The organism is Achromobacter sp. (genome assembly GCF_050285565.1).
Lineage (GTDB): Bacteria > Pseudomonadota > Gammaproteobacteria > Burkholderiales > Burkholderiaceae_B > Achromobacter.
The window spans coordinates 34,061-48,049 of sequence record NZ_JBLZXG010000010.1 but is presented as its reverse complement, the minus strand read 5'-3'; the positions used below and the strand labels follow the sequence as shown (position 1 = coordinate 48,049).

Here is a 13,989-nt window from a genome sequence, read left to right as displayed (position 1 = left end):
TCAGAACTCCACCCGGGTCGACAGCACGAACTGGCGCGCGTCGCCCATGGAAATGAAATATTGGTTGGCGCTGGACGTGTAGTAGGTGCGGTCGAACAGGTTGTTGACGTTGAGCTGGAACTGCACGTTGCGGCCGGCGATGCGGGTGTCGTAGGTGGCGAAGGCGTTGACCACGGTGTAGGCCGGCAGCTCGAAGGAATTGGCCGAATCGCCGGGACGGGTGCCGACGTAGCGCGCCGCGGCGCCCAGGCGCAGGCGGCCCGCGCCCACCTGGCCGGCGTTGTAGACCAGCGCCACCGAGCCGGTGTGGCGCGCCACGTTCCACAGACGGTTGCCCTGGTACTGCGGATCATCGGTGGTGCGGGCATCCAGATAAGCGTAGCTGGCCATGAAGTCCCAGCGCGCCGACAGCGAGCCGCTCACATCCAGTTCCACGCCGCGCGAGCGCGCCGCGCCGCTGGTGCGCCAGTCGGTGAGCTTGGTGGCGTCGTTGTACTGCGACACCAGCACGTTGCGCTTGCGGATGTCGAACAGCGCCAACGTGCCGGTGGTCTGCCCGGGCACGTCCCACTTCAGGCCCAGTTCCCACGACTTGGCCTGTTCCGGCGCCACGCCCGAATCGATCACTGTGCCGCTGGTCAGCGGCGCGATGGTGGAGGTGGGCTTGAGCGATTCGGTGTAGCTGCCGTACAGTGAGACTTCGGGCGTCCACTTGTAGACCAGGCCGGCGCGCGGCAGCCACTTGCCGCCCTCGATGTCGGTGTTGGTCTTGAACGGGCGGCCGCGGCCGGCCAATTGTTCATAGTGCTGGTAGCGCAGGCCGCCCACCAGGATCCAGCGCTCTCCCAGGTGCAGCGAGTCCTGCAGGAAGAACGAGGTGGCGCGCAGCTTGTCGGTCTGGTCGCTGTCGCTGGCGACCACGGTGTTGCCGGGGTCCTGCTGGTCGTAGACCGGGTTGACGTAGCTGAAGGGCTTGGACAGGTTCTGCCGGATCAGGTCGGAACGGAAGATCTTGCGGCGCTCGTAGTCGGCGCCGATCTGCAGGTCGTTGCGCAGGCCGCCAAGATCGACACGGCCGTCGACGTAGCCGATCACGTAGTGGTCGGTGGACAGCGCGCCGCGGGTGCCGTCATTGCTGCGCCTGAGCGTGCCGGCGACCGGATCGATGGCGGTGGTGCGCACCTGGTTGGCATCGTAACGTTCCTGGTTCCAGCTGTAGCCCAGGTGCGCCTTCCAGTTGTCGGTGACGCGCTGGTCGACGGTGACCTGGGCCAGCTCGGTGCTGCCCCACATGTTGTTGTAGGGCTCGTCCAGGCGGCGGCGCGAGGGGATGTCCAGCGGTTTGCCGGTGGTGGGATCGAGCGCGGTACCGCGGTCGAACGGGTAGCGGTAGTCGCGATGCTCGTACGACGCCACGATCTGCGTGTCTTCGCCGTACCAGGCCAGCGATGGCGCCACCAGCGTGTCGCGGCGGCGGCCGAAGTCGCGCCAGTAGTCCTCGTTCATGGTGTCGACCACCAGGCGGTAGGCCAGGCGCGAGTCGCCGATCGGCCCGGTGCTGTCGAGCGTGGCGCCAGCGCCATCGCGGCCGTGCGCGTAGGTGGAGCCGGTCAGCGTGATGGCGTGATAGGGCGTGAGTTGCGGCCGCTTGCTGACGATATTGATGACGCCGCCCGGATCCATGATGCCGTACAGCAGCGACGCCGGGCCCTTGAGAACCTCGACGCTGTCGGCGGCGGCGTTCAGCCCGCGGCCCTGCACCAGCGGCATGCCGTTGTGCATGATCGAACCGTCGCGGTTGGCGCCGAAGCCGCGTTTCATCAGCGTGTCCTGCGTGCCCGCGAGCGTGTTGCCCTGGGTGATGCCGCTGACGTTGGCCAGCGCGTCGTCCAGGTTGCGCGGGCGCTGGTCGCGCAGCACCTGCGCCGGCACCACGTTGACGGCCTGGGGCTGATCCAGCACCGCCAGCGGCGAGCGCGTCACCGCGGCCACCGGTTCCGGCTGGTAGGCGCCTTCGGCGGTCGTCGCGCCCACCACGGTCACCGGCTCCAGTTGGGCGGCATTGTCGCCACTGGCCACCGGCCGCACCGTGTAGACGTTGTCCGAGCGCCGTTCGGCGCGCAGGCCGGTGCCGTCCAGCAGCCGGCCGAAGCCCTGATCCACGCTGTAGGTGCCGGACAGCCCGGCGCTCTGCTTGCCGGCGACCAGGCGCCCATCCAGCGACAGCGCCACGCCGGCCTGGCTGGCGAATTGGCTCAAGGCCTGCGACAAGGAACCGGGCGAAACCTGAAAGCCGGCCGGCGCCTGGGCCTGAACCGGCGTGGCGACCAGCATGGCGAGCGGGGCGGCCAGCGCGGCGGCGAGGGCGCGGGCCAGGAGCGGGGAGCGGAAGGGAGGGACGTGCATGGGATTCCTTGGCGGCGGACGCGCGAAACGCGTCGTACATTCGGCTTGCCAAGCGAAAAGAAAAAAGGGGAACTGAGAATCCACCACTGTTACAAAAAGGCCTGTCGCGCCGCGCCGGGGCTATGTCCGGTCAGGCGGCTTCCAGCCGGATCCACCCGGGCAGCACGCGCCGGGCGCGCACGGGCAGGGTGGTCTCCAGCGCGCGCAGGATGCGGTCAGTGTCGGCCAGCGGGAACACGCCCACCAGCGGCAGTTGCGCGATCTCCGGCGTACAGGTGACGACGCCGCGGCGGTAGCGCGCCAGCTCGGCGGCGAAGCGGGCCAGCGGCATGCCGTCGGCCACCAGCTCGCCACGGATCCAGGCGTCGCGCGCAGGGTCGAGCGTTTCGGCCGCGTCGATGGCGCGGCCGCTGAAGCCGGTGCGCGTGCCGGCCTGCGCGACGCGGACGGGGGCATCGTCGGGCCGGATCTCGACCGCGCCGGCGTAGACATCGAGCCAGGCGCGGCCGCCGTCGCGCCGCACGGCAAAGCGGGTGCCCAGCGCCCGCAGTTGCGCATAGCCCACGTCCAACAGGAACGGCCGCGCCGGCGCGCGCGGATCGGGATGGGTGTCGATCAGGGTTTCGCCGTCCACCAGCACCACGCGGCGCGCCTGCGCGTCAAAACGCAGATTGACCGCGCTGGCGGTGTTCAGCCACAGCCGCGAGCCGTCCTCCAGCGTGGCCTGGCGGGTCTGGCCGACATCGGTGCGCAGGTCAGCCAACTGGCGGCGGGTGGCCGGCTGATTCCAGGCGGCGGCGCCCAGGCCGCCGACGCCGGCCAGCAGCATCAGCGTGCGCAGCGCGCGGCGGCGGCCGCGTCCGGCACCGGTCAGGGCCTGCAGCGCCGGCTGGCCGGCCACGGATTCGAAGCGCGCGCTGATCGCGGCCACGGCGTCCCAGGCGCGGCGGTGTTCCGGCCGGGCATCGAGCCAAGCCTGCCATTGGCGGGTGTCGTCGGCGCCGGCGCGTTCGTCGCCCAGGCGCGCGAACCAGTCGGCCGCGGCTTCGAGCACGCGGCGGTCGGGCAGGGCGGACAGCGCGGCCGGCCTCACCAGACGCCGTCCGCGATCAGCAGGCATTGCAGCATCGCCTGCGCCATGTATTTCTTCACCATGCGCTCGGACACGTCCAGGCGACGGCCGATCTCGGCATAGGTATAGCCGCCCAACTGGGCCAGCAGGAAGGCATCGCGGGCGCGCGCCGGCAAGCGTTGCAGCATGGCGTCGATCTCGACCAGCGCTTCCAGCACCAGCGCGCGCCGCTCGGGCGAGGGCGCGCTGGCCTCGGGGCGCAGCGCCAGCGCCTGCAGGTAGGCGTGTTCGAGGTCGCGGCGGCGCCACAGGTTGACCATCAGGCCGTGGGCGATGCGGGTCAGGAAGGCGCGCGGTTCGCGCAGGCCAGGCGTGTCACGGGCGGTGATCAGGCGCAGGAAGGTGTCCTGGGCCAGGTCGGCGGCGTCGTGGTCGTTGCGCAGGCGGCGGCGCAGCCATGCCGTCAGCCAGGCGTGGTGCGAACGATAGAGCGTGTCGACGGCGTGGGGAGCCGGGAGGTCGCCGGGCGGCACGGATGCTCCAGATCGGAAAAATAATGGGAATGGTTCCTATTATATATATTCAGGCCTGGAGTTGCAGGGGGGAATGTGCTCAGTCGTTGCGCCGTGAGGGATCGTTCCGCAAATGGCGGGCGTCATCGTCCACGCCGACCGTCAAGAACTGCGGTTTCACTTCCCTATTGCCCAGTTCGGATGAGACTGCCACAGGGACGATCTGCGCATCCGCCCACGCGGGCAGGCGGATGGCGGACCAGGTTGTCGTAGCGATATCCAGTAGCGCCATTCCCCCAAGCCTGTTGCCCCGAGTGGAGGGCTGATCCATGTAGATCGACGCGATATAGCCGCCACCGGGCGCACATAGCAATTCGCGAGGCTCAAATATCGACCCCGAATCCGCAGGCATTAACTGCCACCCTTGCCGCACGCCTTGCGAGGACAGGCGGATCACACTCAATCCATGGCGACGCGTTTGCCCCTGGAGGCAAAGATGGCCAGCCCGGTCCTGGGACGGGAGTTCAGCATGCGAGATTCCATCAAAGGCACATGGGACTGGCACCTTGCCGTCTCCACGTCTCATTCGATAAATCTCGCTACCCCCATAGCGATCGTGGTAATCGGCGAAGAGCCCGAACGGGCCGTAGGATTGGAGGAGAATTTCGTCGTCCGAAACGTACTGCGCCTGCCCCCCTTCGACAAACTCGAACAAACCCGAGAAAGGCCGTTCCGTGCCGCTTGAAAGGTCAAATTCCCAAAGATCGAACTCTAGAAGCCGTACGCGCCGACCGGGTGGCACCAAGCGCGCACTGCGCCAGAATGCGATCTTCGTCTCGTCCAGAGACATGAAAGGGGATAATTTGTTTCCTCGCGCCGCCGGAATGATCGCCAGCACACCGCCTTCGCTGGGCATCAGCGCTATTTCAGATTCATCCAGCGAACGGCGCTCCTCGTCTTCGGAGTCACCGGGAATCGTCCGACGAGACATTACGATGTAGCGTCCTTGAGGCGAATAGTGCGCGTACGTGTAGCGAAAGCCTTCAGGTAATCCATAACGATACAAGCGGCCTGTCGTCAACTGGTAACGCATCACGTCACAACGCTGATGAATCCGCTCAACGCACTCGACGAACAACCAGTCGTTGCCATTCGGATGAATACTCAGCGAACGGATCTCACGGCCGCCATTGGGCGGCGAGAAGCGCGTCTGCGTGGTGGGCGTCGCCACCTCGGCCGCGACCCTCGCTTTCACTTCGGTAGTCGGAGGCGGTGAGGTGAGGAAAGACCACCACAATGGCAAGACGCAAGCCACCGTCAATGCCGCGGCGAAAGCCCATCCTCGATTTTTCATCATTGCGTCCGCTTGCCTTCAGACGCCCGCCGGAGTAGCGGGACGATGCTCAACAACGTATATCGATGGTCAAGGTGACGAAAGCCCCGATTCGGCTAAAGCGGACCAAGCCCCATCAAGCCACCGTGGTCGTCGACGGGCGCCGGTACTCATGCGAGCCGCTAATGCACGCACGGGAACGCTGCTTTGAGACGAGACGCGGCTCCGCCAGAGTGGCACCACGGCGAGGATTCTTAATCTAAAAAATAGGAATTGTTCCTATTGTGGCCGTTCGAGTCTGGAGTTGTAGCGGGCATCGATATACGTTGTCGAGCATTGTGCCGCCGCCTTGGCGGGCTTCTGAACGTGTGCGGAGACGATGATGAAGCGAAATCGCGCGTGGATTTTCGTGGCGGCCGTGACGTTGATCTGCGTGCTGCCGCTGTGGTGGTCGCTCTGGACTTCGGCCTCTCAGGTCGCGAACGAGAAGAAGGCGGTAGTCACCGTGGTGGAGACGCCCACCACGAGAACGCCGTTCTCCCCGCCAAACGGCGGCAGGGCCATCCGCTCGCTGAGCGTGCATCCGAATGGCGTGGACTGGCTGTTTGTCGAGTGCGCCCAGGATGGCGATAACCGTTGCGAGGTCATGCGTTACCAACTCGATTCCGGTCGGCTGTATCGCTACGCGCTGCCGGCCGCCTATTCCTATACCTATGCACATTACTCGCCCAAAGGCAACTTCATCGTGATGTCGCGCATGCCTGTCTATGGAGATACCGAAGAGGACCTGCGCCGTTCGCTTCATGACCTGCAAATCGTGCTGATGCACGCAGACGGCAGCGCCTTCGAGGTTGTGCCGGTTGCACCGGGCAATAAGTTGTCGCCGTTCATGTCTCCCGACGAGTCGCGGATCGCATTCTGGCGCAGTGAGCGCCTGGTTCCTCCCGGCCGGCGAGTGCGGCTCCTGGAGTTCGATATCTGGGAGTACGACCGGCGCGGCATGCGTGAACAGCCGTTCGCAGGCATCTTCAAATTTGTGGAAGGTGGCCAGGCGCAATACATCTCGGGTGATGAAATCCTGCTCGAATCCTTTGGTCCGTCTGGCCTGTTTTCACGCTATCACGAGATATACGCGGGCAGCGCAATCTATCGGATGCGTCGGGGGAATGAGGTGGTACCGATCCCCGTTGTGTTCGACGGAATAGAGCATGCCCAGATGCCATCTATGGATCGAGCGGGAAATCTCTGCCTCTGGGGGCAGACGCCGCGCTATGGACTCACCGTCATCCGAATTTCCGCGGACGGGTGGCGCCAAGCCTGGCAGGAGGTGCCATTGTCGTCGGAGCCATGGTTCGAGCCGAGGGAACTCGTTTGCGATTCGAACGGAAGGTATATCGCGTCGATATATCGAGATCACCCGGTACGTTTTGGCGGCGGTACGGGCGGACTGGCCATGCTCGATATCGCTGCCGACATATGGTCCGCGGTTCCGCTTCCCCCTCCATGGAAAGCAGAAGAAATCCCGGTCGCAGTCTCGCACGAAGAGGCCCGCGTCAGGCCTTAGTGCTTTAACACAGAGGAAACCGAAATGGCATCCGAGGACGGCAGCATCAGAATTCAAGATCCGAGCTCGATCCCTTCCAGTTGGCTACCGGTATATGGCAGGTGGTGCGGGCCGGATTGGTCTGCCGGGGAGCGGGGGACGACGAAGAGCATGACTGAACTTGCTCGAGAACGCGTTTTTCAACGTATCGGTTCCGAAGGCGGATCCAAGGTCGAGAGCCCGTTGGATCTGATCTGCAAGGAGCATGACTTGGCCTACTTTGAGGCGGAAAGTCACCCTGGCAGTGAAGCAATGCAGAAATTTGAAGCGGATATGGATCTGCTAAGAAAAGTTGCCGCACTCGACGAAACTCTGCTCACCAAAGACGAGAAAACCTACAGCAAACTGATGGCCCTCGCTTTCGCCGAGAAGATTTTCAACGTCGATGTCCCCGCGCTTGGTTACGAGGCGGTCATGACGGCCATGAAGGATCTGATGCTATCGCTCCATGGCCTCTTCGACAAAATTGATGGGCTGTCCTATATGGATCAGTTCGGCGCCATGATGTGGGGGGCGATCAATGAAGGATACCTCCACGGCGGATTCGGTGATCAGGAGTTCTGGGACATCCCGTTCACACGGTTCACGCTGACGGCGACCGATACGGCGGGGGGCAGGGCGATAATTTCGTATTACACGGATCCGTATCGGGAAGCTCACGGTATCGCCGCCGTTGTCGCTGGCGAAATCGTCGAAGGATCGTCCCGAACGATCACGGTCTATGACGGTGGTTTTGTCACTGCGCAATCCGGTCTGCAGGACCCCGTCGTGCTGGCGGAGCCTTCGACCATGGCCTGGCCTGGGCTGTATCTCGACGATTTCCAGGTCTTCCCAGACGCGATCCCTGTTCCACCACCTGCGGCGCCATCGGCGCCTCCAGCAAGCGATCCGGATACGGCGAGCATGCCGATACCCTCGGTCAGCGGCATCGGGCCGATCATCTCGTATCCCTTGCCGTCGGTCCCCTTACCGTCGTTACCCGGGCCAATCGCTGCCCCTGAGGAGGATTCGGCGCCGCCCGACAGAACCGACGGCGGTCCGTTTTACGCCGTGTTGGTGGATCCTCCCTTTCCCGACGATGGGACGGGATTGAAGGGGGCTCCATCGCCGTCCATTGTCGTCCACGGCACCCCCGTCAATGACTGGATCAACGCGACCTGGGATATGTTCCAGTGCGACCGCCCCGACTTTTTCACGCAGAGTTTCTGCGATGGACTGCTGCGCGACGCCTATTCCATGGCGATCAACCGGGCCGTTGACCTCCGGATAGGACAGAGCCTCAATCAGCTCGTTACAGCCGATTCCGGCGCGACGGCGACGCTGGCGCAGGGAGACAATCAATCCAGTGCGCTGTTACCCGATACGGACGATGCGTTGCTGTTCGAAGGAAATTGGGAGGTGGCGGACACGAGTTGCGCCGTGGTGGGCAATAGCGTCGAGGATGTGGGGTGGTGATTCGGATTTGCACGCCCGCCAGGTTGGCTGGCGCAGGCAAGGCACCCTTGAGTCAGAATGCGGCGCTGGCCCATGATTGGCCGCAGGGCGGCGGCAGTCGGAGGCCAGCTCCGCTCGCCGCTTACTTGAACAACGCCGCGTTCTCTTCCAGCACCGCATCCGCGCATTGCGCGTCCAGGTTGCCGCCCGGCGCGCCGGCCACGCCGATGGCGCCGATGACGTTGTTGCCGGCCTTGATCGGCACGCCGCCGCCCAGCAGCAGGTAGCCGGGGATGTCGGTCAGGTTGGCGGCGCCGGGATTCTTCTGCGCGTTCTCCATGATGGCGAGGGTCGGCGCCTTGGCGGAGGCCGAGGTGAAAGCCTTGGCGCGGCTGGCTTCGATGGTGTGCGGGCCGGCGTTGTCGGCGCGCACGAAGGCCTTGAGCAGGCCGGCGCGGTCGACCACCGAGGCGCTGACGTTGTAGCCCTTGGCCTGGCAGGCGGCGACGGCGGCGCTGGCCAGCTTCTGGGCGTCGGCGGTCGAGATATTGCTTTCGGTGAGCACGGCGGCGTGGGCGGCGCCGCTGACGGCGAGGGTGGCAACCAGGGCGGCGAGCGGGTGGCGAATCATGTCTGCGTCCTTTTTCGGAAGGGTGATCGGGAGCAGTCAGTGTGGCCAAAAGGCCGGCGGCGCGGTATACGCCCGAATACCCACGCGCCTCCGTAGCGCTACGGAGGCGGCGGGGTCAGTCCAGCAGGGTGGCGTACTGGCGGATCAACTGCGCCAGCGAATCGGCTTCGAGCTTGGCGAAGACATTGGCGCGATAGGTTTCCACCGTGCGCGGCGACAGGTCGAATTCGCGCGCGATTTCCTTGTTGCTCATGCCCTGCACGATGCGTTCCAGGACCTCGTGCTCGCGCGTGGACAGGCGCGCCAGGCGGTCGGCGGCGGCCTGGGTCACGGCCAGGCGCTCGCGGCGGGCGATGTGGCCGCGCACGGCGGACTGCACCGCGTCCAGGAACACGTCGTCGTCCACCGGCTTTTGCAGGAACTCCATGGCGCCGCCCTTGAAGGCGCGGCGGCACAGGTCGACGTTGGCATGGCCGGTCAGCATCACCACCGGCAGGTCGGAGGCGTCGGCCAGCCGCGCCAGCACGTCGAGTCCGCTGATGCCGGGCATGCGGATGTCCAGCACCACGCAGCCAATGGCGTGCGGCGACAGTTGCGCCAGGAAGGCCTGCGGGTCGCCATGACCCTCGCTGCGCAGGCCGACGCTGCGCAACAGCAGCGCCAGCGCGTCGCGCACGGCGTCGTCGTCGTCGACCAGGTAGACCAGGGGCGATTGATCGGACAGGTTCATGTGGCGTTTCCGGCCAGGGGCACAACCAGCGTGAAGCAGGCGCCACTGGGCGTCAGGTTGCGCGCGGCCATGCGGCCGTCCATGGCGCCGGCCAGCGTTTCGCACAGCGCCAGGCCCAGTCCCATGCCCTGGGCGCGGGTGGTATGGAAAGGCGTGAACAAGCGCGGCAGGGCGTCGGCCGGGATGCCGGGGCCGTTGTCGCTGACACTGAAGACGTAGCCGGCGCCTTCGGCACGGCCTTCGAGCGCGATGCGGCGCGGCCCGCTCACGTCGGCCAGGGCGTCGGCGGCGTTCTGCACCAGGTTGTGCAGGATCTGTTCCAGGGCCACGCGGTCGCCCAGCGGCCGGGCCTGCGGGCTGGCGTTGCGCCAGCTCAGATGGATGTCCTGGCGCGCCAGCTCGGGTTCGCGCAGGAAGCGCAGCGAGGCCACCAGCGCGTCCGGGTCCAGCGCTTCGCGCCGGCCCGGGGCGCTGGGTTGCACCAGGGCGCGCATGCGGCTGATGATGTCGGCGGCGCGCTTGGCCTGTTCGGCGCTGGCCAGCAGCGCGCGACGCACGCTGGGGCGTTCCTCGTCGTCGTCCAGCAGGCGTTGCGCGGCGCGGGTCTGCGCCAGGATCGCGGTCAGCGGCTGGTTCAGCTCGTGGGCGATGCCGGCCGCCATTTCGCCCAGCGTGCCGAGCCGCGCCATCGCCGCCAGGCGCGCTTGTTCCTGCTGGCGCCGGGCCTCGGCGCGCGAGCGGCGGGTTGCCGCCACGCCCGCCACCAGCAGCGCGCTGGTCAGGCCCCACAGCAGCCACGGCAGCCAGGGCCAGGTGGCTGGCGTGAGGCTGCGGACGCTGTGCAGCACGAAGGGTTGGCTGGCCGCGCCCAGCGGCTTGGTCAGCGTCAACGGCCAGCCGAACGGCGCGGGATCGGGCTGGCGTTGCAGCAACGCCAGCGGCGGCGTGCCGATGGCAACGGTCAGGTTGGACAGGCCGGCGGGAAAATCGGCGGCGGCGAGCAGGTCGCGCGCGTCCACCAGCAGGCTCCAGCTGGAGGGCGACACCAGCCAGTAGCGGGCGGCGTCCAGCGCCAGCGTGACGGGGCGGCCCAGCTCGCGGGCCTGCTCCACGGCGGCGCGCAGGCCGGGCGGCTCGGCGCTGCTGCCGGACCAGGCGCCGTCCGCCAGGTAGCCGAGCGCCCGCAGTTGCGGCATGGCCGGGCGCAGGCTGGGAAACAGCCGTTCGGGCGCGGGCGGATGCGACAGCGCGGCCAGGGTCGCCAGCACCGCCTCGTGCTGCACCGTCTTCTGGCTCAGCATGCGCTGCGCAATGCTGGTGTCCTGGAAAAAACGCTCGTACTGGTCGACGTAGTGCTGGCGGCCGATCCAGAGGGCGCCGAGGCAGAACAGGACCAGCCAGCAGAGGAGGGCGCGGTGGCGCAAGGGGGGATTCACGCTGGAATTATGCCTTGCGCCCTGTCCAGCCGGGCATCCGTAGGGCTACGGAGGGGGCGGCGCCTCACGCGGCGAGGCGGCCGCCCCCGTTGTGGTCGGGGGCGGCCTGGGCGGCGGCCGACAAGGCCATCTGATGCAGCGCGGCGACCAGGTCGGATTGGGTCACCAGGCCGACCAGCACGCGGTCCTCGCGCAGCACCGGCACGCAGTGCAGGCTGTCGGACATGGGGCGCGCCAGCTCGATCGCGGGCAGGTCGGGATGGGCGAACGGCACTTCCGAGCGCATGCAATCGGCCACCAGCAGATCGGCGGGCGCGCCGCCGGCGGCGGCCACTTGCGCCGGCCGGCTGTTGCGCGCCAGCACGTCGCCCTGCGCCAGCATGCCGGCGTAGTGGCCGGCGGAATCGAGCACCGGCAGCCAGTGCAGCCGGTGTTTGTCGAACAGGCGCACGGCGTAGTCCAGCGGATCCTGCTGTCGCACCGTGATCACGTCGCGCGACATGATGTCGGCGCAGCGCACGTCGCCGAAACGGCGGCGGCTGGCGCGCAGTTCGGCCGCCAGCACGATTTCCTCCAGGTCTTCCTTGCTGATGTCGAGCAGCTCGCCGCGCTGCGCCAGGGCCTGGTCGAGATCGGCGCGCGAGAAGCCGAGGCGGGCGCTGGGCGCCGGATCGCGGGTCTGGTGGTGGGTGGCCGGGTCGGCGTGGCGGCGTGGATAGTTGCGCTTGAGCAGGCCGTTGAAGACCACGGCGATGCTGAGCAGGATGGCGGAATTCAAGGCCACCGGCCACAGGGCGAAGCCATAGCCGAGCGCGGCGACCTGCGGCCCGCCCAGCACCGCGGTCAGGGCCACGGCGCCGCTGGGCGGATGCAGGCAGCGCAGCCAGAACATCGCGCCAATCGCCAGCGCCGCCGCGCTGGCCGCGGCCACGCCGGGGTCGGCGATCGACTGGGCGCAGAACACGCCGATCAGGGCCGAGACGAAATTGCCCGCCATGATCGACCAGGGCTGGGCCAGCGGGCTGGCGGGCGCGGCGAACAGCAACACGGCCGAGGCGCCCATGGGCGCGATGAACCACGGATTGGCGCTGCCCAGCGCATGGCGGCCGACCCATTCGGTGCAAAACAGCCCGACCAGCGCGCCGAGCGCGCCATAGAGCTTTTCGCGCGTGTTGACGCCGACCGGCGCCGGTGCGAACGCACCCAGCCAGCGCTTGATTGCCACACCCAAAACCGTCTCCTCGCCGCTTCAGATATATCGGGGGATGACAATTTATCACGCGGCGCGCCGCGGGGCGGTGTGCGCTTGTGGCGGCTGCGATAAGCGGGATCAGCGTGCGGCGGGCGCTTCGCCGATGCGCGCCAGCAACCGCGTGAGCAGCGGGCGCATGGCGCGCAGCTCCTCCAGGTGCGAGGCCGACAGGCTCTCCAGGATGCGTTCGGCCTTGTCCGTCAGCACCACTTCCACGCGGCGGCCGTCTTCGGCGTCGGGCTCGCGGCTGACCAGGTCGAGCCGCTCCAGGCGGTTGACCAGTTCGGCGGCGGTGTGCGGGCGCACCAGCAGGCGTTCGGCGATCTCGCCCACGTACAGGCCGCGCCGGCCAGGCGCGTCGGGGCGGCTGCCCTTGATGGCCAGCAAGGCCTGGTGCTGTTGCGGCATCAGGTCGAGGCCGGCGGCGGCGTTTTCGCTGAAGGCGGCGAACTTGCGCAGCGCGTAGCGGAAATCGGCCAGCAGTTCGTAGTCGGTGGCGGACGGCAGGGCGGGGGATGGAGGGCGTTTCACGCGGTCGATTCTAAGTTATGTCGTTATGCGACCTGGTTGATTTTTCGCAGGCATCTGCCGCCACCCAGGCCGCAAAGGCCGGCGCCGTCCATGGCCGTATCAGGCGCGCCCGCCGGCCGCGCGCAGCAGCCACAACGCGTCCAGCACGTGCTGCGTGGCGCGCTCGATCTGACCATCGCGATGCGCGATGCCCAGCGGCCGCCACAGTGCCGGGCGCAATGGCCGCATGACGATGCGCGGATCGGGTTGCGGCGCGGTGGCCTCGTGCGGCAGCAGGGTCGCGCCGTAGCCGGCCGCCACCAGGCTCTTGATGGCGTCGTTGTAGTTCAGTTGGATGCGCGGGCGCGGATTGAGGCCGGCGCCGGCGAACCATTCGCCGGTCTGGCGCGATAGGCGGGTACTGGCGTCGTTCAGGATCAGCGGCCGTTCGCCCAGCCAGGCCGGCGTGACGCGCGCCGGCGCGTCCCAGGCGGCGGGCAGGAAGGCCATGATGGGATCGCGCCGCCATGGCCGCAGCACCAGTCCCGGCACCGGCGGCTGCGGCAGCGCCACCAGACCGACATCGAGCGTGCCGTCGCGCAGTTGCTGCAGCGTTTCCTGCGAGGTCAGCACCGCCACCTGCACGTCGATGCCGGGATGCTGGCGCCCCAGCGTTTCGAGCGCGCGCGGCAGCAGATGGGCGATGGCGCCGGTGGACGCGCCCAGCCGCACCCGGCCGCCCAGGCCCTGCACCTGCCGCTGCACGTCGTCGAGCGCCTGGTCGGCGTCGGCCAGCAGGCGCCGCGCGCGTTCCAGCAGGGTGTCGCCGATGGGCGTGGGCCGCACCTGGCCGCGCGTGCGTGTCAGCAGCGGCGCGCCGATGCGGGCTTCCAGGTCGGCCACGTGCAGGCTGACGGTGGGCGGCGCCAGGTGCAGGGCGCGGGCGGCCTCGGCGAACGAACCCAGGTCGGCGATGGCGACCAGGGTGCGCAGGCGGTCGAGGTTGATTTCACGCATGGCGGTTTCGTTCAGGAAAGCTGAATCCAACGGTCATGATATTCGACTTTTAT

12 protein-coding genes are annotated in these 13,989 nt (G+C 67.4%); 2 read left to right on the top strand and 10 right to left on the bottom strand.

Annotated elements, in window-relative coordinates; translation table 11 throughout:
• The 4 genes from ACN6O8_RS20660 to ACN6O8_RS20645 form a co-directional block, all read right to left on the bottom strand.
• Nucleotides 1–2,406, bottom strand: coding sequence for a TonB-dependent siderophore receptor (locus ACN6O8_RS20660; protein WP_427992859.1), 2,406 nt, complete (start codon nt 2,404–2,406; stop codon nt 1–3).
• A 130-nt stretch (nt 2,407–2,536) separates the two neighbouring features.
• Complete coding sequence (locus tag ACN6O8_RS20655) at nt 2,537–3,526, bottom strand: FecR domain-containing protein (RefSeq protein ID WP_427992858.1); 990 nt, start codon at nt 3,524–3,526, stop codon at nt 2,537–2,539.
• Entirely contained in the window at nt 3,496–4,011 is a 516-nt protein-coding gene (locus ACN6O8_RS20650; protein ID WP_427992857.1) for a sigma-70 family RNA polymerase sigma factor, read from the bottom strand. The genes ACN6O8_RS20655 and ACN6O8_RS20650 overlap by 31 nt, the downstream gene beginning before the upstream one ends.
• 79 nt (nt 4,012–4,090) lie before the next feature.
• Nucleotides 4,091–5,347 carry a hypothetical protein gene (locus ACN6O8_RS20645; RefSeq protein WP_427992856.1) on the bottom strand — a complete coding sequence of 419 codons (1,257 nt, stop codon included), beginning with the start codon at nt 5,345–5,347 and terminating at the stop codon, nt 4,091–4,093.
• A gap of 355 nt (nt 5,348–5,702) precedes the next feature.
• On the opposite strand from ACN6O8_RS20645, the gene ACN6O8_RS20640 reads away from it, so the two are divergent.
• Both ACN6O8_RS20640 and ACN6O8_RS20635 read left to right on the top strand, forming a co-directional pair.
• Complete coding sequence (locus ACN6O8_RS20640; RefSeq protein WP_427992855.1) at nt 5,703–6,887, top strand: hypothetical protein; 1,185 nt, start codon at nt 5,703–5,705, stop codon at nt 6,885–6,887.
• Between the two features lie 150 nt (nt 6,888–7,037).
• Nucleotides 7,038–8,381 carry a hypothetical protein gene (locus ACN6O8_RS20635; protein ID WP_427992854.1) on the top strand — a complete coding sequence of 448 codons (1,344 nt, stop codon included), beginning with the start codon at nt 7,038–7,040 and terminating at the stop codon, nt 8,379–8,381.
• A gap of 121 nt (nt 8,382–8,502) precedes the next feature.
• On the opposite strand, the gene ACN6O8_RS20630 is transcribed toward ACN6O8_RS20635, so the two are convergent.
• From ACN6O8_RS20630 to ACN6O8_RS20605, 6 genes are all read right to left on the bottom strand, one after another.
• Nucleotides 8,503–8,991: a GlcG/HbpS family heme-binding protein gene (locus tag ACN6O8_RS20630; protein WP_427992853.1), complete on the bottom strand. Its 489-nt coding sequence runs from the start codon at nt 8,989–8,991 to the stop codon at nt 8,503–8,505.
• Nucleotides 8,992–9,106: 115 nt separating this feature from the next.
• Entirely contained in the window at nt 9,107–9,721 is a 615-nt protein-coding gene (locus ACN6O8_RS20625; RefSeq protein WP_427992852.1) for a response regulator transcription factor, read from the bottom strand.
• Nucleotides 9,718–11,157, bottom strand: a complete 1,440-nt coding sequence (locus ACN6O8_RS20620; RefSeq protein WP_427992851.1) for a sensor histidine kinase — start codon at nt 11,155–11,157, stop codon at nt 9,718–9,720. Before ACN6O8_RS20620 ends, ACN6O8_RS20625 begins: the two co-directional genes overlap by 4 nt.
• 64 nt (nt 11,158–11,221) lie before the next feature.
• Complete coding sequence (locus tag ACN6O8_RS20615) at nt 11,222–12,388, bottom strand: HPP family protein (protein WP_427992850.1); 1,167 nt, start codon at nt 12,386–12,388, stop codon at nt 11,222–11,224.
• Nucleotides 12,389–12,487: 99 nt separating this feature from the next.
• On the bottom strand, nt 12,488–12,940 hold the full coding sequence (locus tag ACN6O8_RS20610; protein WP_427992849.1) for a MarR family winged helix-turn-helix transcriptional regulator: 453 nt from the start codon (nt 12,938–12,940) through the stop codon (nt 12,488–12,490).
• Nucleotides 12,941–13,039: 99 nt separating this feature from the next.
• A complete protein-coding gene (locus ACN6O8_RS20605; RefSeq protein ID WP_427992848.1) occupies nt 13,040–13,936 on the bottom strand; it encodes a LysR family transcriptional regulator in 897 nt (298 codons plus the stop codon).
• Nucleotides 13,937–13,989 lie beyond the last annotated feature (53 nt).